At 62.2% G+C, this 18054-nt stretch carries 19 protein-coding genes; 12 read left to right on the forward strand and 7 right to left on the reverse strand.

Annotated elements, in window-relative coordinates; genetic code table 11:
• The first annotated feature begins 2 nt into the window (after positions 1-2).
• Entirely contained in the window at positions 3-263 is a 261-nt protein-coding gene (locus tag ABZ728_RS03975) for a hypothetical protein (RefSeq protein ID WP_366654490.1), read from the forward strand.
• A 43-nt stretch (positions 264-306) separates the two neighbouring features.
• Here ABZ728_RS03975 and ABZ728_RS03980 read toward each other — a convergent pair whose 3' ends face one another.
• The 3 genes from ABZ728_RS03980 to ABZ728_RS03990 all read right to left on the reverse strand — a co-directional run bounded on the left by ABZ728_RS03980 (position 307) and on the right by ABZ728_RS03990 (position 2194).
• Complete coding sequence (locus tag ABZ728_RS03980; protein WP_366654492.1) at positions 307-1128, reverse strand: tetratricopeptide repeat protein; 822 nt, start codon at positions 1126-1128, stop codon at positions 307-309.
• 154 nt (positions 1129-1282) lie between these two features.
• Entirely contained in the window at positions 1283-1660 is a 378-nt protein-coding gene (locus ABZ728_RS03985; protein ID WP_366654494.1) for a TadE/TadG family type IV pilus assembly protein, read from the reverse strand.
• A 279-nt stretch (positions 1661-1939) separates the two neighbouring features.
• Entirely contained in the window at positions 1940-2194 is a 255-nt protein-coding gene (locus tag ABZ728_RS03990) for a hypothetical protein (RefSeq protein ID WP_366654496.1), read from the reverse strand.
• 171 nt (positions 2195-2365) lie between these two features.
• Between ABZ728_RS03990 and ABZ728_RS03995 the strand changes: the two genes are divergently transcribed.
• From ABZ728_RS03995 to ABZ728_RS04030, 8 genes are all read left to right on the forward strand, one after another.
• A complete protein-coding gene (locus ABZ728_RS03995; protein WP_366654498.1) occupies positions 2366-2566 on the forward strand; it encodes a Flp family type IVb pilin in 201 nt (66 codons plus the stop codon).
• A 152-nt stretch (positions 2567-2718) separates the two neighbouring features.
• The gene (gene cpaB / locus ABZ728_RS04000; protein WP_366655083.1) at positions 2719-3927 is read left to right on the forward strand and encodes a Flp pilus assembly protein CpaB; all 1209 of its coding nucleotides are present in this window, start codon (positions 2719-2721) and stop codon (positions 3925-3927) included.
• A gap of 75 nt (positions 3928-4002) precedes the next feature.
• A complete protein-coding gene (locus ABZ728_RS04005) occupies positions 4003-5421 on the forward strand; it encodes a type II and III secretion system protein family protein (RefSeq protein WP_366654499.1) in 1419 nt (472 codons plus the stop codon).
• Between the two features lie 5 nt (positions 5422-5426).
• Positions 5427-6170, forward strand: a complete 744-nt coding sequence (locus ABZ728_RS04010) for a CpaD family pilus assembly lipoprotein (RefSeq protein WP_366654501.1) — start codon at positions 5427-5429, stop codon at positions 6168-6170.
• A gap of 2 nt (positions 6171-6172) precedes the next feature.
• The gene (locus ABZ728_RS04015; protein ID WP_366654503.1) at positions 6173-7375 is read left to right on the forward strand and encodes a hypothetical protein; all 1203 of its coding nucleotides are present in this window, start codon (positions 6173-6175) and stop codon (positions 7373-7375) included.
• Between the two features lie 48 nt (positions 7376-7423).
• A complete protein-coding gene (locus ABZ728_RS04020) occupies positions 7424-9058 on the forward strand; it encodes a CpaF family protein (RefSeq protein WP_366654504.1) in 1635 nt (544 codons plus the stop codon).
• Complete coding sequence (locus ABZ728_RS04025) at positions 9049-10062, forward strand: type II secretion system F family protein (protein ID WP_366654505.1); 1014 nt, start codon at positions 9049-9051, stop codon at positions 10060-10062. The genes ABZ728_RS04020 and ABZ728_RS04025 overlap by 10 nt, the downstream gene beginning before the upstream one ends.
• Before the next feature lie 54 nt (positions 10063-10116).
• Positions 10117-11073 (forward strand): type II secretion system F family protein, encoded by a 957-nt coding sequence (locus ABZ728_RS04030; RefSeq protein WP_366654507.1) that lies wholly within the window; start codon positions 10117-10119, stop codon positions 11071-11073.
• 16 nt (positions 11074-11089) lie between these two features.
• On the opposite strand, the gene ABZ728_RS04035 is transcribed toward ABZ728_RS04030, so the two are convergent.
• Positions 11090-11545, reverse strand: coding sequence for a prepilin peptidase (locus ABZ728_RS04035; RefSeq protein WP_366654508.1), 456 nt, complete (start codon positions 11543-11545; stop codon positions 11090-11092).
• Positions 11546-11623: 78 nt separating this feature from the next.
• Here ABZ728_RS04035 and ABZ728_RS04040 point away from each other — a divergent pair, with 78 nt between their 5' ends.
• Entirely contained in the window at positions 11624-12949 is a 1326-nt protein-coding gene (locus ABZ728_RS04040; RefSeq protein ID WP_366654510.1) for a TadG family pilus assembly protein, read from the forward strand.
• A 472-nt stretch (positions 12950-13421) separates the two neighbouring features.
• Here ABZ728_RS04040 and parA read toward each other — a convergent pair whose 3' ends face one another.
• Positions 13422-14069: a ParA family partition ATPase gene (parA, locus tag ABZ728_RS04045; protein ID WP_366654511.1), complete on the reverse strand. Its 648-nt coding sequence runs from the start codon at positions 14067-14069 to the stop codon at positions 13422-13424.
• 85 nt (positions 14070-14154) lie between these two features.
• On the opposite strand from parA, the gene ABZ728_RS04050 reads away from it, so the two are divergent.
• Both ABZ728_RS04050 and ABZ728_RS04055 read left to right on the forward strand, forming a co-directional pair.
• Complete coding sequence (locus ABZ728_RS04050) at positions 14155-15117, forward strand: L-threonylcarbamoyladenylate synthase (RefSeq protein WP_366654512.1); 963 nt, start codon at positions 14155-14157, stop codon at positions 15115-15117.
• 56 nt (positions 15118-15173) lie between these two features.
• A complete protein-coding gene (locus ABZ728_RS04055) occupies positions 15174-16604 on the forward strand; it encodes an FAD-binding oxidoreductase (RefSeq protein ID WP_366654513.1) in 1431 nt (476 codons plus the stop codon).
• On the opposite strand, the gene bluB is transcribed toward ABZ728_RS04055, so the two are convergent.
• Both bluB and ABZ728_RS04065 read right to left on the reverse strand, forming a co-directional pair.
• On the reverse strand, positions 16601-17347 hold the full coding sequence (bluB, locus tag ABZ728_RS04060; protein WP_366654515.1) for a 5,6-dimethylbenzimidazole synthase: 747 nt from the start codon (positions 17345-17347) through the stop codon (positions 16601-16603). The genes ABZ728_RS04055 and bluB overlap by 4 nt on opposite strands.
• Complete coding sequence (locus tag ABZ728_RS04065; protein WP_366654516.1) at positions 17344-17871, reverse strand: hypothetical protein; 528 nt, start codon at positions 17869-17871, stop codon at positions 17344-17346. The genes bluB and ABZ728_RS04065 overlap by 4 nt, the downstream gene beginning before the upstream one ends.
• Positions 17872-18054 lie beyond the last annotated feature (183 nt).

Raw genomic sequence — 18054 nt, forward strand, 5'->3', positions numbered from 1 at the left:
CCGTGTCCGATTCCGAACACTCCCCGTCAGATTCCTCTCCATCTGGCGACGAGCAGAAGCGAATTGCACTCGAACGTATACTGGATGCGTGGGATGCAGCTCTGTCAGAGGGCGTTCAGCCGGAACTGCTCGCAACGACGGCCATTTTTGCGGCCTTGACGGATATGGTCGATCTTCATGGCGAGGAAGACGTAGCCTCGATGATGGCTGACCTTCCCGACCGCATCCGCAACGGAGAATTCTCGCTAAAACGTGATACTTGACCAGCCCCCCCATCCGGCGACCCGCATTTCAGGCCGAACTGATCTAGAGGCTTCGGCGGTTGCGACTGAGATAGTCCAGATACGCCAATTCGTCGGCCACGTCGGCTGATGGAAGATACGTCGCCAGCGTCGCGGCAGCCGCATCGCGACGATCCGCCAAAACGTAGATCAGGGCGAGATTGCGAACGACTTTTGACGACGAGGATGGATCGGAGACGAGTTCCCGCAGGATGCCGATAGCTTCGTCCGAACGACCGGAAAAGGCGAGCGAAAGTGCCATGTTGTTGAGCAGCGAAAGGTGGACCGGATCAATCTCAAGCCCTGCGCGGTAGGCGTCCTGGGCCTGGAGATGATTGCCCATTGAATCGAGTGCAACACCGGCGCCGAGATAGGCGCGCAATTGCGAGGGATTGTTTCGGCGAACCCGATCGAACAGTTCAAGTGCCTCCTGCGGCCGATCCTGTTGCAACAGCACCCTCCCCAGAAGCAGAGCGGCTTCCTCGTTGTCGGGCTCACGTTCCAGGACAGGCCGCAAACTGCGTTCGGCCCGACCGAACTGGCCCAGACCTTCGAAGCTTCGCCCCATACCGATCATTGCGGAAATGCGGCCAGGATTGGCATCGAGCGCCTGCCGGTAGAATGTCAGCGCACTGCTATAATCGCCGTCCGAAGCTGTGCGATCACCCAGATTGACGAAATGGCTGTCGCCAACGCCGTCGCTGCCAATACCGATGTTTTCCGCCCAGTCGCCGGCTCCAAGGCATGACGTGAGCGAAACAGCGGCGATCACCGGAACAGTCCGACGCAGCAGGGCACGCAGGACGGTACCGACCTGCACGGTCGATCTCACTCGGGCATTGGTCAATGTCCTGCTTTCCTCTCGGTACGGCTGCCCCTGCCCGCCTCTACCCCTCACAACACCACACACGGCGTCCCGACGATGGTAGATGGTATATGTACTTTTGCCAGCCACCATCATGCAACGCAAGAGGGGCCGGAAACCCAGGCGTGCCCAGCCGTCAATCCTGCAGCATCGAGGCGACCGTCTCTATCCGGCGTCCGGCAAAAACGCCCAGATAGTCGCCGAAAGCGATTTCCGAAAGCGGAAGGGAAACGACGACGGATACTTCGTTGCGACCGGCCGGATCCATCTGCGTTTCGGCCTCGACATCGAACTCGACGCTCCAGCGTTCGAGCGCACTGCGCACCATGGCGACCCCGTCTTCGGTGGTGGCCTGTTGAATGGCCATGGCGCGGGCGCCTTCCCGCGCTGCGTTGGTCATTGAGTTCTGGACCACGAGAACGTAACCAAACTGCATTACCCCGAACAGTATCGATATAAATACCGGTATAATGAGCGCAAATTCCACGGCGGCGCTTCCGCGCTCGTCGCGCATCAGCAAATTCCGGAAATATGGGACGCGGCCCGCTCGCTGGGTGCTCATACTCGACCTTTCGGGACTCCCGTGTCGCACCTGCCTTAGTGGAATGGGAATCGGGAATTCGGTATTGTGCCGCGGATACGGTTAACAATTCTTAAAGATCGGGGGCCGATAATGCCCGATCGGGGTTGCCGGCTTCTATTTCATTAGGGGTGGTAGTCGATCAGATTACGCAGGCAGTCATTTGAAACGGGCACGGCCATGAACAGCACGTCAGGCACAGATCAGCGCCGCTCACCGCGACGCCGACAGTTGAAAGAAGCGACCATTGTCTTCAGTCACGGCCACTGCCGAATTGGTTGTACTGTATTCGATCTTTCGGATCATGGCGCACGTGTACTGCCGGTAGATGGCGTCGCAATCCCTGACGAGTTTCTTCTGGATATTCGTGGCGGCGCCAAGCGTTCGTGCCGGATCATTCGATGGGACAACAAATATTTGTGCATAGAATTTATCTAGGAATTTTCCAAAAACCTGAACGCCGCGCATTAGCCTAATTTCGGTAAAATTCTCGCTAATTTTCGGACAAGTATCAACGTCCCGTAATTTGCGAGCGTCTCGGTATTATTCAATTTTGTCTACGGATCTTAACCTCGCGGTAATCTTCTGGGCTCATATTTCGTTCGTATCCACCTATCACATTTACCAGGAGGCCACGATATGTCGTTCCTTTCCATTCTCCGTAGTTTCAAAAAGAACGATTCCGGCGCCACCGCAATCGAGTACGGTCTGATCGCAGCCCTGATCGCCGTCGGTCTGGTCACCGCCCTTACGACACTCGGTACCGATCTCGGCGGCATCTTCGGCGACGTGTCGACCGAACTCACCGGCGCGGGCGGTGGCGGTGGCGACGGCACCTGATAATTTCACTGGTGGCACCCTGTCCTCGGGAGCCGGCGGGATCGTCGGCTCCCGGCGGACGGCCCATATGATACCGACAGGATCAATCCATGCGGATTTTTCTGCTGCTGTCGGCGGCCTTGATCGCGGCGGTATCAACGACATACGCCGTAATCGACAGGGCATCCCAGCCGCCACCATCCATCGCGGAGCCATCCCAACCATCCGAATCATCGATGGCTATGGTCGATGTCCTTGTGGCGGCACAGTCGCTCGCGGCCGGTTCGCTGCTCGGCGTCGACGATCTGCGTTGGCAACCCTGGCCCGAAGATAACGTCGATCCCGCTTTCGTCACCCGTCCAACGGAAGGTGCGGACGATACCGTTCAGACCTTGACCGGCAGCGTCGTTCGCCGTCCGATTGCCCCAACGACGCCCCTGACCCTCGACAGTGTACTGAAGCCGGGCGACAGAGGCTTTCTGGCCGCGGTCCTGGCGCCCGGAAAACGCGCGATTTCCATCAGCGTCAACGAGACGACCGGACTGGCAGGGCTCGTCTTCCCCGGCGATCGTGTCGACCTGCTCCTGACCCACCGCGCGCAGGATGCCGCGGGATTCGGGGCCGTTCCCGGCAGCCGTCAGGCAAGCGAAACCGTGCTTTCCGATATTCGGGTTCTTGCTCTCGATCAGCGGTTGGAAAGTATCGATGGCGTCGCTGAACAAGCACGAACAGCGACACTGGAAGTCTCACCTACACAGGCCGAGACTGTCGCACTGGCGCGGAGCATGGGTGATCTGACCCTGACGCTCAACAGTGCGCGACCCGACGACATCGACGTCCAGCGCGAAGAAGATGGTGGTACCGGCGAAGGCGCTCCGATGGCGAGACTAATGCGTTCGTCGCCGGCCTCAGTGCCTTTCGGATTCCAGCCGACCACAGGTCCCGGACGGGCGTCACCGGTCGTCCATGCGGCCTTCGATCGCGGTTCCCCGCCTTTCGCTCAGCACCGGACGCCGTCGGACTTGCACACCGATGCCAGTGCCGATGAAGTCAGTGAAGACGTTCGGCAGCTGACGCTTCCGCCATTGGCGGCGTTGCCGACATATACCCTGGACACCGATGTCAGTCGCGTTCTCGGTCACCCGGTACCTGCACAGGCGGACGCTGCGCCGGTTGAGGACGACACGCCCGGCGATGCGGACCAGGAGGCGGAAAAAGTCAGTCATAATCTACAAGTTGTTCGCGGTTCTTCCAGTCAGATGCTAACATTCGGTGATGGTGCGTCCTCATCCACAGACGAGGACGGGATCCAATCCGGCTCGACCACGGCGGAGCGCGGTCGATCGGTGGCTAATTCTGCTGCGGGACTGCCGGGACTTTAGCCGTCTCCCGTATATCGAATGCTGCTGTATCCGCCGACCCGATGCCGCGGTACATGCAACAGGGGACCTGATGCCGTGACATCACATCGTTCATGCGTCCAGGGCGCCGAAAGTTTCCTGCCGCGCCTCCCGGCACCGTCCTTCATGCTGATGGCCATATCCCTGGTCGGTTTGTTGCTGGTCACGGCGCTGCCCGGCCGGTCGATGGCAAACGAAATCATTTCGGCCACGAGCGTCGGTTCGGTCGACATGGGACGCGGCCAGTTGATAAGACTGGAAGAGCCAGCGGCCAGCGTTTTTGTCGCCGATCCGGAAATCCTCGACGTTCAGGTCAGATCGCCCCGCCTGTTCTATATCCTCGGCACGGGCGTCGGCACGACGACGCTGTTCGCCGTGAACGAGGACGACGAGATTCTTCTCAGCCGGGACATTACGGTCACTTTCGGCGTCGGCCGGCTACAGGCGGCGATCGACCGACTGGCGCCGGGCGCCGGTGTGTCCGTGGAATCGCTCGACCGCAACCTGTTGCTGAGCGGCAATGTGGACTCGGCTGAAATGGCCGAAGATATTCGGCGGCTGGCCGAGCAGTTCGTCGGCGACGAGGAAAACCTGATCAATAGAATGACTGTCAGCGGACCCCGGCAGGTCAATCTGCGGGTCCGGGTGGCCGAGATCGCCCGGCGCGTGGACGAACGACTGGGCATCCAGTGGCGTGAACTGACATCGTCGGACCCGGGTTCGTCGTTTTTGCAGGGGATCGGCGGCGGACAGAGCGCCGAGGCAGCCGGGAGCTTCACCATCGGCCTGGCCGGCTTGCGCGGGCCGATCGATCTGAATCTGCTGATCGACGCCCTGGCCAGCGAAGGCGTGATTTCCGTCCTCGCCGAACCCAACCTGACCACCCAATCCGGCGAGACGGCCAGTTTTCTGGCGGGCGGCGAGTTCCCGGTCCCCGTCGCCCAGAGCGAGGGAGCCCTGACGCTGGAGTTCAAGGAATTCGGCGTCGGCCTGGAATTTACACCGACCGTGCTGGACGGCGATCGCATCAGCCTGCGCGTGACGCCCGAGGTCAGCGAACTGAACCCCAACGACGGCATTACCGTCGGCGGCATCACGGTTCCGGCGCTGACAACACGGCGGGCTTCGACGACCGTCGATCTCGCCAGCGGACAGAGCTTTGCGATCGCAGGTTTGCTACGCGAAACAACGACCCAGGAAATTGACCGGCTGCCCGGTCTCGGCGACCTGCCGGTCCTGGGCGCCCTTTTCCGTTCGACGGCCTTCACGCGCGGCGAAACAGAACTGGTGATCATCATCACCCCCTATATCGTCGAGCCCGTCGATGGCGCTTCGCTCGCGACACCGCTGGACGATTTCGTGCCGCCAACCGCAGTCGAGCGCATTCTCTTCGGCCGATTTTCGGGCCAGCCGGAAAGGCAGCGACCGGGGGCAAACGTATCGCCGCGCGGACCTATTGGCTTCATGCTGGAGTGACCAGAATGCCGAATCAGGGGCTGCCCTCCTGCGCGGCTGCATCCGCCAGAACCAGACGCAGGTCACCGGCGTGGACGTTCGCTGCGTGTCTCATAGCTTCGGTGGCGCTGGCGGCCGGCTGCACGCCCGTTCCGCAGCATGACTATGATGCGAGCGCCGCGGTAACGCAGAATCATATCGATCTGTACTTTTCGCCGGGAAGCTCCGAGTTGCAGCCCGCTGAGTCCCACCGGCTCGCGCGCTTTCTTGAGGATCACAGGGCCTCACCCGACGATGCCGTGCAGATCAGCGTCGAAGCCGGGATAGAGCCAACGCTGGATGATCGGCGGCGTCAACACATCGCACAGGTGGTGGCCGATCTCGGCCTTGATTCATGGACCGCCTCTGCACCGCCTCCCGCGAGGATGGGTTCTGCCATCGCTGGCCGGCCAATCGCCCGGAATGCGGATCGGGCGACGGTAATTCTTGCCCGCTATCATGCACACTCGCCCGACTGCGTGCCCCCGCCGAACCGGTTGATCCGGTTTCCCGTCGATGCGTCGGAGACCACGGCTTTCGGTTGCAGCACGGCCCGAAACCTCGCAACGCAGGTCTCGCGCCCGCGCGATCTTGTCCTCGGCCGCGAAATGGGCACAACGCCCGCCGATCGCGCGGTCCTCTCGATACAGGATTATCGCGCAGGGACCGATGGTCACAGTCCCACCGACTCCACGATGCCGGTGGGCATTTCGACGACACAGGCACCCTAGGTATGGCCGGAAAATCCCCAGGGGGAAAGAATACGGGCGGCGCTGTCGATGATGGCCGCGACCCCTTCGCCGCCTTTGTGTCCGACGAGGAACTGCGCGCCGTCCTGACCATTGTCGCCGAACATCGGCAATGGGACCCCCGCGACATACGTGGCGGCGGACTGGCTGCGGCGATCAGAACCACCGCTGCCTCGGCGCCTGCGCGGACGATCGTCGTCGATATATCCGGCTTGACCGTCGACGACGCCGTCGAGGGACTGTCCGAGCTGGTTGACGGCGGATCTTCGGTCCTCGCGGTCGGCCCGGAGAACGACGTGCATCTGTTTAGACGACTGGCGGCCGCCGGCGTGCGCGACTATCTCGTCAAGCCGGTCACGGTCGATCAGGTCGATGAAGCATTGCGCACGCTGGAACGGCCTGATCCGGCGGCGGGCGTCCAGTCCCGGCTGATCATGTTCGTCGGCGCCCGTGGCGGCGTCGGGACGACGACCGTCACGACGAACATCGCCTGGCAGATCGCCGAGAGCCAGGGCCGCCGGACGGCGCTGATCGATCTCGATACCGCGTTCGGGTCGGTGGCGCTCGGCCTCGACATCGAGCCGACGCCCGCGCTGCGGGAAATTTTCGACGATCCGGAACGCATCGACAATGTCTTCCTGAAAGGCGCCATGGTCCATCTCGGCAAATCGCTGAGCATTCTGGCCGCCGAGGAACCGCTGGGCCCGGCGCCCGGAAACCCGGCATCCGCAGGCATGATCGTGTCGAGCCTGAGAGATCATTTCGACGTCGTCGTCGCCGACGTTCCACGGTGGGCCATTGCCCAGGGGCCAGCACTCATCGAAGACGCAACGACCGTCTGCATCGTTCTGGAGCCGACCCTGGCCGGAGTCCGAGACGCAAACAGGCTGGCGGCCCTGGTGGCAACACGCAATTCGTCGAGCGACATTCGCGTGCTGGTCAACCGCGTTTCGCGAAAGCCGGAATTGTCCCTGCGAGAGGTCGAGAGCGGCGTCGGCCGCAGCGTGGACCTTTGGCTGGACGAAAACGCCGAGGTGATGGCGCAAAGCGAAATCGCGGGTCGGCCGCTGGCCGACATGAAACCGCGTCATCCCTGGGTTCGTCAGCTCGGCGGCCTGGCGGTGACGCTGGCCGGCGTGCCGGTCAAACAAAAGCGCCCGATATGGAAACGGCTGCTTCGCAGCTAGCGTCTTGGGGGGATAGCCGGAACGGCGAGAAAGGGTTCGACGGAAAAGATGGCCGACAACACGCATTCCGCAATCAGGGAACACGCCACGGAAAGCCGGGGCGTCGAAAGGGATGCCAGGAGCGTTGCGCGCACGGAGGTGATTGAAGCCCTGTGCCATGCTTTTCAGCAGCAGGTCGCCCCCACCGACGCGCAGAACATGGCGCGCCGTGATCTGGCCGAGCATTTCAGTGACGGCCTCGAAGCCATGCTGCCGACGCTGTCGCCGCGGCCCGGCCTGCTCGAACAGCGGCTGATCGTCGAAGGTGCCGTTGCCGCCATCCAGAACTGGATCAAGCGATCAACGCCGACTTCGGCAGACGTCGAGGTGCTCGAACCTGACGAGGTTCCGGCGGAAAGCCACGATCGTCAGGGCGCCAATGATCGGGTTTATGCCATCAAGGGCCGGATTCTCCCCCTGCTGATGGAAAGAATAGACATTTCCGTCGCCTCCCACCTGACCGTCGATATCCTCGAAACCCAGATCGGTGAGATCGTCGCGGAGATTCTGGGTGAACTGAAGATACAGCTCAACGCCAGCGAGCAACGGCTGATGGTCCGGCTGCTCGTTGACGACATGGTTGGGCTGGGGCCGCTCGAACCGCTTCTGGCCGACGACTCGATCACCGACATCATGGTCAACGGGCCGAAACAGATTTATGTCGAGCGTAGTGGCAAGCTGGAACTGACCGACGTGACGTTCCGCGACAATGCCCATGTCATGCATGTCGCCACCCGGATCGTGACCCGGGTCGGCCGACGGATCGACGAAGCGTCGCCACTGGTCGATGCACGCCTGCCCGACGGAAGCCGGGTGAACATTATCGTACCGCCGCTGGCGATCGACGGCCCATCGATCTCGATCCGCAAATTCGCCAAGAGAAAGATCACCCTCGACATCATGGCCCGTCAGGGCAACATCACCGATCCCCTGGCAACCGTGCTCAAGGTGGCGGGCCGGTGCCGTTTGAACATCCTGATATCGGGTGGCACTGGATCGGGAAAGACGACCCTGCTGAACGCCATCTCGCGGCTGGTCGACCATGGCGAGCGTATCGTGACGATCGAGGATGCCGCTGAACTTCAGCTGCAGCAACCCCATGTCGTGCGCCTGGAAACCAGGCCGCCGAACCTTGAGGGAGACGGCGAGATCTCGATGCGAAATCTGGTGAAGAATGCGCTTCGCATGCGCCCGGACCGCATCATCATGGGCGAGGTCCGGGGCGAAGAGGCCATAGACATGCTGCAGGCCATGAATACCGGGCATGACGGGTCCATGTGCACACTCCACGCCAATACCCCGCGCGAGGCACTGACCCGGCTTGAAAACATGGTCGCCATGGCGGGATTTCGGCTTCCATCCGAAGCCGTCCGCTCGCAGATCGCCAGCGCCGTCCATCTGATCGTCCAGATCAGCAGAATGCGCGACGGCGTACGCCGGGTTACACAGATCACCGAAGTCGCCGGAATGGAGGGCGAAGTGATCACGCTCCAGGACCTGTTCAAATTCGAATACGAAGGCGAGCGCAGCGACGGGACCCTGATGGGACGCCACATCTGCAGCGGATTCAGGCCCAGCTTCCTTCCCAAGGCCGAGTATTACGGCCTTGGGGGCAAGCTGATGGAGGCAATGGGATGCCACTGACACTTTCGACACTTTCATTCCACGTCTTCACAGGCGCCTTCATCGGCTTTCTGTGCCTGCTCCTGGCCATCAGCATGACGTGCGATCCCGTACGGCGCAGCCGAAAGCGCCGCCTTCACCGCGTGGCTCATCCCGATGGCCGGTCGTCGGACCGGGGCGCCCGCGCCGGCGCGCCATCGTCGCTGCGACGAAGCGAGCCCGTTCCCAAGGGGTTGCGACGGATCGAGGCGTTCTTCAACAGAATCCCGGCACTGGGCGCCGCGCGGATTCAGGCCCGGCTGCGCCGGGCCGGTCTCAACATCAGCATTACCAGCTATTTTCTGATGATTTCGATCATCGCGACGATTGCCTATCAGGCAGTGGGCGTCGCATTCTCGACAGGGCCGGCTGAAACAATAGCGGCCGCCGCCGCCGCAGGGCTGATCCTGCCGCATATGATCGTCGGGTTCATCGGCTGGCGCCGAAGTGAAAAGTTCCTGGCCGGCCTTCCCGATGCGATCGACGTCATCGTCCGCGGGATAAAGGCCGGTCTTCCCGTAATCGACAGTATTGCTGTCGTCGGAGAAGAGTTCTCCGACCCGATCGGTATCGAATTCAGAGCCGTGCGCGACAAGGTGCGCCTGGGAGAATCGATCGATCGCGCGCTGGCGGAAATGGCAGAGCGGATCGGCAAGCCCGAGGTCAGCTTCCTGTCGACCAGCATCGCCGTCCAGCGGGAAACGGGCGGCAACCTTTCCGTGGCGCTGGAAAATCTTTCGACCACTCTTCGGGACAGGCGCCAAATGAAGCTAAAAATCAAAGCGCTTTCATCCGAAGCAAGGGCGAGCGCCTATATTCTCGGCTCGATGCCTTTCATCATGGGCGCAATCATTTATTTACTAAATCCGAATTACATTATGCCACTGTTCACCGATGAGCGCGGCCAGAATCTGGTTTACATAGGGCTGGCCAGCATCGGCTTCGGCATCGTGGTCATGGCGCGGATGATCCGGTTCAAGATCTGATGCTCCGGCCGCTCCGCCGATGATGGCCAACACTGTGTCCGGAGGGCCAAGGCAATGGCCGAAATTTTTCCTTTCGGGTTGTCCGCCAGTTTTTTCATCGCTGCCACTGCGATGTTCGTCCTGTTTGCGCTCATGGGTTTGTGGGCGGCCGAATGGATGACGCGCCGGCAGCGCCTTCGCTCCGTCGTTGGCGGCCGCAGCCACAGGCAGGGCGACGCCGCCGAACCGGGCGCCGGCAAGCCCAGGGCACGGCTGATCCGTTTCATGCGCGCGGTGGTCGCCAGCATCAGTTTCGTCAAGGACAAGCAGGCAAAGGCAATCAAGGGTGAGATGTACCGCGCGGGTCTCAGATCACGCGATGCGATCATCGTCTACGCTTTCCTGAAGATCACGCTGCCGGTGGCAGGCGCGGTTGCCGGCTTTTTCGGCCTGCAAATCTTTTTCGCCGATTACGCAACACCATTGCTTCAGATTTCAGCTGTTCTGGCCTGCTCGCTGGCCGGCAGCTACCTGCCCGACCTCTATGTGAAGCGTCGGGCCCGATCGCGGAACGCCAGCATTCTGGAGACGTTGCCCGATGCGCTCGATCTCATGGTCATCTGCGTGGAGTCCGGCATCAGCCTCGACTCGGCTTTGGAGAGGGTATCGAAACAGATTGCGAAATCTTCGTCCGCTCTCTCGGACGAGCTGGCCTATACCGGCCTGGAATTGCGCTTTCTCCCGGAGCGGCGGATCGCGCTGAATAATCTGATCGACCGCGCGGATCTGGCGTCGGTGCGGGCTCTGGTCAATACATTGACGCAGTCTGAACGCTATGGAACGCCGCTGGCAAAAGCCCTGCGCCTGCTGGCGCGGGAGCAGCGAAGCGAACGCATGATGCGGGCGGAAGAAAAGGCTGCCCGGCTGCCCGCCACCATGACGGTTCCCCTGATCGTCTTTATTCTGCCGGCGCTGTTCGTCGTTCTGCTGGGGCCGGCTGGACTGAACATCGTGGACAGCCTGTCGAGATGACACCGGCTGCGCCGCGTCAGCTCAGTCCAACGGAAATGGTTGCGACGCCGCCAACGGCTATCGCGACAGCATAGGGCACACCGCTGGCGGCGATCCCGACCCGCACGCGGTCAAGCACGAGAATAGCACCGCTGAGAACGCCGCCTGCCAGCATGGTGATGACAAGAAATGCCGCTGCCTCGGGCACACCGAACCAAAGGATTCCCGCCGTGATCAATTTCGCGTCGCCGCCGCCCATGACACCGAACCGGAAGGCCGTCAGCAGCAGCACGAATCCTGCCAGGGCCGCGACACAGTCGATGGCGACGGCGCCGATCCCCTCGCCCGTGAAAGCGGCGATCGAAAGGCGGGCGACGGCCATGACGGCAACGAACAGGGCCACGCTATTGGGGATTCGGCGCTCGCGCAGATCGATCGCGGCAGCCAGAAGAAATGCGGCCATGACGGCGATGGATATCAGCGTGTCGATCATGGCCCGGCTCTCGCCCTCAGAAACTGTCCGCAGATCTGCCGGATCCTACCGGCACAATCCTTACCGGATTCATTCGAAATGAGACTGCAAGTCAGAATCCCGCTCAATTGCCTGAGCCAATTACGCCGGAACGTCGCGCGCTCGACAAAAAACGGATTTCTGGCCGACGACAAGGGCGTGGTGGCAGTCTTGTTTGCAATCGTGGTGCCAGTGGCCCTGGGGTTCGGGGCCGTCGCTATCGATGGATCCAATCTGTATGTCAACCGCAACCTGCTGCAGACCTCCGCCGACGCCGCAGCCCGGGCCGGCGTCGCGCATCTTCCCGATGGAACGGACGCCCGCGCCGCCGCACTCTACTATGGCGAACGGAATATGCCGACGGATCGATACGGCACCGTCGTGAGCACCGAAGACGTCGTGATCGGAATCTGGAACGCGGAGGCTCGACGCTTCGAGCCGACCGCCAACGGGAATGGCAATGCCATCAGGGTGACGGCACGGCGCCAGGTGCCGTTATTTCTGGCGCGCATCTGGGGAACGGGCTGGACCGATGTGGACGCATCGGCCATCGCCGCGCTTGTGGCCGAACCCGGCAACTTCTGTGTTCTGGCATTGGGAACGCAGGCCGAGAACATCGCGTTTCAAGGCGGCAACCAGTTGATCGTCGATGCGCCCGGCTGTTCGGCCGCATCCAACTCGACCGCCGAGTCCAGCATGCGGGTTACCGGTCAGCCCAGCAATGTGACGTTCCAGTCCTTCCACGCTGTCGGCGGGGCGATCGAATCCGACCTGGAGAAAATCAACCTGCTGGAACCGGCACGCCTGAATCGTGGCCGGGCCTTCGCGGATCCCTACGCCGATTTCGACGTACCGACCGGATTGACCTATCGCACTGTTCCTTCACAGCAAGGCAACCAGTCGGTCACGATGCAACCCGGCATTTACAGCGATCCGGTCAGTTTCCGGGGTAATTTCGACGTCGTGCTCGACAGCGGCGTCTATGTCTTTGATAGCGGATTCGACCTCGGCGGATCGGTCACCGTGACTGGAAGTGACGTGACCATCATCGTCCGAGGAGACGTCGACATCGCCGAAGACCTCACCTTCCCCGGCAATGTGACCGTCAATCTCGTGGCACCGTCGGAGGGCGGCACCGCCGGATTGGCGTTGGTCGGCCTCGGCAATGTCGATATCCGAATGCAGGGTAATCCGAACGTCAACATCGATGGCGCCGTTTACACGCCGCAGGGCAACATCCACTTTGCCGGCAATCCGGGCTCAGCGGGATGCCTGAACCTGATCGGAAACTCGGTTTCCATGATTGGCAGCGCCTCGTTCGCCAACAACTGCGAATCGTCTGGGACCAGTCCGATCATGACCACACGGGCTGCTTTGGTGAACTGACTGCCATGCTGGAAAACGGCACCGACTACCGAGAGCGAGCCGAGAGCTGAATACAGTTTCAGGGGAAGGGATAGAGCGGTGACGCCGCAAAGAGTCCCCTGCCCCGGACGCAATGCAGCATGAAATGCTGCTTTGCAGAGCCGGCAACTGTGTTTATTGCCTCAGCATCCGCCCCCTATCTCATCCCCGGAAGCACGAAGTGCTGTCCGGGGTCCACACGTTCCGCGAGAGCCCGGCCCGCGTTTCGCCCGCCGAGAGCCATGGCACCCGATCCCGGGTCTGCAGCGCGTCACTTCGCGCCGCGCTGCGCACGGGAATTGGAGAAGGTGGAAAGCGCCCCGGACCACCTTTTCCTGCCCTGGAAGCGCGCAGCGCTATCCGGGGATGAGATAGGGGGCGGATGTCGTGTGAATTACAGAGTTGCCGGATGGCGCTTCGCGCCTCCGGGGATGTTAGTAGGAGCCATGGATCGCTACGACTTGCCGAGCCCGACCATCCCGGCGATCTCCGCCGCCAGATCCGTGATTTCACCGGCGGCAGCGCCCCCGCGTGACCGTTCCGTAACGCCCAGCCCCTCCATCATCGCGGCGGCAAAAGGAACGCGGTTGCCGATCCGGGACCGGGCGATGGTGACGCCGTCCATATCCGCCAATGTGGCGGCGAGTTGGTCGGTCAGCCTGGAACGGGCGGGAACCCGGTTCATGACCACAAGGCCACGGCGCCCCTCTGTGCGGATCATGGCCAGCGTCGGCTCGACGGCCCAGAAATCCAGCGGCCCCGGCTGAATCGGGACAAGGACGAGATCGGCGCTGCGGACCGCCAATCGGGCGTCGGTTTCCATATGCGGCGGGCTGTCGACCACGACCACATCGTGATGCGCCGCCAGACGATCGACCGTCTGTGCTGTCCTCCATCCCGTCACCTGTTCGTGCACGGGATTGTCTCCTCGCCCGGCCTGAACCCGCATCGCGTGCCACCGCGAAAGGCTGCCCTGCGGGTCGATATCCACGGTTGCGACGGACCGTCCTTCGCTGGCGAAAGCAACCGCCAGATGTGCCGCCAGGGTCGTCTTGCCGGCGCCGCCCTTCTGCTGGGCGATCGTCAATTTCGCCGCCGCCATGCGCCTGCCCCTCCTGAATCTTTACAGCCGTACGACCGATAGTGCATTGGAAAGTACGAACACGGCAAACCGAAAGACGATGGGTATGGCGACGGTCACAGGTAACAGTGCGGCGGCGGTTCAAAAAGCGGGTGAAATCCTGCGGTCAGGCGGTCTGGTGTCGTTCCCGACCGAGACTGTATACGGCCTCGGCGCCGACGCGACAAACGGCCGGGCCGTGGCCCGCATCTTTGAGGCCAAGAAGAGGCCGAGCTTCAACCCGCTGATCGTTCATGTTCCCGATGAGAAGGCGGCGCGGCAGATCGCCATTTTCGACGAGCGGGCCAGCATCCTCGCCGCGACGCTGTGGCCCGGGCCCCTGACCCTGATTCTGCCGAAGGCGCAGAATAGCGGCATTTCCGACCTCGTCACCGCCGGTCTCGACACGGTCGCCGTACGCATGCCCGACCACGATCTGGCGCGGGCGATCCTGAAAGAGGCCGGCGTTCCCATCGCAGCACCCAGCGCCAATCCCTCCGGCCGCGTCAGCCCGACAGCGCCCGGACACGTCTCGGATGGCCTCGGCGCCGCCGTCGATCTCATCGTGGCGGGTGGCCGCACCAGCGTCGGCATCGAAAGCACGATCCTGGACCTTTCCGGCCCCCGCCCCCGGCTTCTGCGGCCCGGTGCCGTTCTGGCCGCAGACATCGAGTCCCTGATCGGTCCCATCGATCACGGCGGCTCGGATGCAGGCGACGAAGGCCGGCCGACGGCACCGGGCCAATTGCCCAGCCATTACGCCCCGCATGCGCCGGTAAGGCTCAACGCTCAATCGGCCCGACCGGGCGAGATTCTGATCACCTTCGGTCCCGATCTCCGCAAAGGCGACGGGGTCATCAATCTGAGTGAAAAGGGCGACCTGCTGGAGGCCGCAGCCAATCTGTTCGCGGCCCTGATCGCGGCTGACCGGCCCGGCATGAGCGGCATTGCCGTAACGGAAATTCCCGATCAGGGTATCGGCCTTGCCATCAATGACCGCCTGCGCCGTGCGGCGGCACCCCGTTCGTGACCAGCGACAAGGCCGTCTGCCCGGCCGATCGGGTCGCGTGAAAAGGATTGCCACAGATGCCAGAGAAGAACAGCGCGACAAATCCGGAATTCATCGCATCGCTTCAGGAAATCGTCGGCCCCAAGGGGATACGCACCGCAGATGACGACCTGTCGGTCTATCACCGGGAATGGCGGGGCTTGTATCAGGGCCGGGCCCGCGTCATCGTCCGCCCCGCCTCGACCGACGAAACGGCACGCGTCGTCGCCCGATGCGCGGCGGAATCGGTCTCCATGGTGCCAATGGGCGGCAACACCGGTCTGGTCGGAGCCGCGGTCAGTGCCGAGGATCAGGTCATCATCTCGACTGAACGCATGACGGCGATCCGGTCGATCGATCTGAACGACAACACGATCACGGTCGAAAGCGGATGCATTCTTCAGACCCTTCAGGAAACGGCGGCCGAGCACGACCGGCTATTCCCGCTGTCACTCGGCGCCGAGGGGACATGCCGGATCGGCGGCAATCTCGGCACCAATGCCGGCGGTACCGGCGTGCTGCGCTATGGCAATACGCGCGACCTGACGCTGGGGATCGAGGCGGTTCTGGCCGACGGGTCGGTCTGGAACGGCCTGCGCCGCCTGCGCAAGGACAACACCGGCTATGACCTGAAGCATCTGTTTGTCGGATCGGAAGGGACGCTCGGCATCATTACCGCTGCGGTGCTGAAGCTGTTTCCGCGCCCACGGCAGGTCGAAACGGCGTTCATCGCCGTTCCCTCGCCCGACGCCGCTCTGGACCTGTTCAACAGAGCGCGGGCCGGTTCCGGAGAGGCCGTGTCAGCCATCGAATTCATGGACGATACGGGGGTATCGTTCGCCTGCAAGCACATCAACGGCGTCACCAATCCGTTGAGCGAACCATCCCCCTGGTACATTCTGCTGGAATTGTCGTCGACGGCCGATGACGGCACCATGCGCGGGCGCATGGAATTGATCCTTGAGGAGGCCTTCGAAGCCGCGATCGTGACGGATGCCGCCCTTGCGACCAACGAAGCTCAGGCGCGCGCCTTCTGGCATATCCGGCACGGACTGGTCGAAGCACAGCTATTCGAAGGCGGTTCGATCAAGCATGACGTTTCGGTACCAATTTCGGCGGTCCCGGCGTTTCTCGATCAGGCCATGGGCGCGGTAACGACGCTGTTGCCGGGCATACGGCCATGCCCGTTCGGACATCTCGGCGACGGCAATATCCATTTCAATCTGTCACAGCCCGAGGGCATGGATCGTCAGGCCTTTCTCGACCGATGGCACGAGTTCAGCGACCGGGTTCACGACATCGTTTCGGCGTTGGGCGGATCGATCAGCGCCGAGCATGGCATCGGCATCCTGAAGCGTGACGAGAATGCGCGCCGAAAGGACCCGACAGAATACGCCATGATGGTGGCCGTGAAGCGCGCACTCGATCCCCACAATCTGATGAACCCGGGCAAACTTGTCAGCCTCTAGCCAGAGACCCGGCCCTTCGATGCGGACGTGCTGAGCGGACCGCTTTCCTCGATGGCCGCGGCAATCGACGGGTCGGTCGGCTTCCGGCCCCAGCCATTGGCATGGACGAGGTCGCCGAGCGGCAGACGCCGGCGCCAGCCCTTGGCTTCCAGTTCCGGACGATCACGAAATTCGCTGACATATCCGATACACAGATAGGCAACCGGATAAACCTCGTCGGGCAGGTCAAGCGCCGTGGCAAGGCGTGTCTGGTCGAGAATACTGACCCAGCCGACGCCCAGCCCCTCGGCGCGGGCCGTCAGCCACAGATTCTGGATGCCTAGGCAAACGCTGAAAATATCGGTATCGAAGATAGAGTTCCGCCCCAGAACGTGCGGTCCACCGCGTGAGCGGTCACAGGTGACGCAGAGATTGATCGGGCTTTCCAGGATCCCTTCGAGCTTCAGGCGCCGGTAGTCCGCGCCGCGGTCATTCTGATAATTCCGCGCCGCCTTTTCATTCTCGTCGTCGAAGATCGCCTTGACGGAACGACGCAGTTCGACATCGTCGATCAGGATGAAGTCCCAGGGCTGCATCAGCCCGACTGATGGTGCATGGTGAGCCGCCCGCAACAGACGTACCAGGACGTCTGGTGCAATAGGGTCGGCCAGAAACTCCGAGCGGACGTCGCGGCGTTCACGGATTGCCTTGAAAAGCCCTTCGCGCTCGGAAACGGAAAACCGGTTCGGGTCCTCTGTACTCATTGCCGCTCTATGCTTTCCGCGCGAAGAACAAGGGCATTGTAACGGTTGAGATCGACGACCGCGACCAGCACCACCGGGCAACGGGCGTCGAACCGGCCGCATTCATCAACCAGTCGAAGGCGTTCGTCACGGACCAGATCGCCGATGGTGACATCGACATTCTGGCGCGTATAGAATTCGTCAGCGTCACTCACCATGTCGCAATCAGTGTCACTGAAACAGCGGATCTGACCCTCGACGGCTATCGTATCTCCACGCAAATCCCGGGCGCGATCAATGAGCTCGCCAAGCGCCAGTGCAGCGGGGGCATCGTCGCCGGATTCGGCGTCTGCGTTATCCACACCAGTTTCCGGGACTCGTTCCCAGGTGCCGTCAGAATAGAGAAGAACCCGTTCGCCGGCTTCGGTTGTGGCCTCGACCGGAGCCGCACCGCTGTCCTCGGCCACCGCCGGTGCCAGGGTGACGGCCAGGAACAATCCGGCCCACGCGGCTACCGCCGGGACCCGCCTCGTACTTGCGCGCATTTCGATTTCCGTCATCCTTCGGGCGTTCGTTATCATTTTCCGCCTGGGCGATTTCGGGGGCGGTTTTCGGCCTATGGTCCGTCATCGTAGCCAATCGTGCGAGGATGCGTCCACCTTTGCCGGTCCGACCGGTCGTGTCTCATCGACGCAAGGCTGTTGTGGAAGTAGAGTTCTGACGGCAGC

This window comes from Fodinicurvata sp. EGI_FJ10296 (assembly GCF_040712075.1).
In the GTDB taxonomy this organism is placed as follows: domain Bacteria; phylum Pseudomonadota; class Alphaproteobacteria; order DSM-16000; family Inquilinaceae; genus JBFCVL01.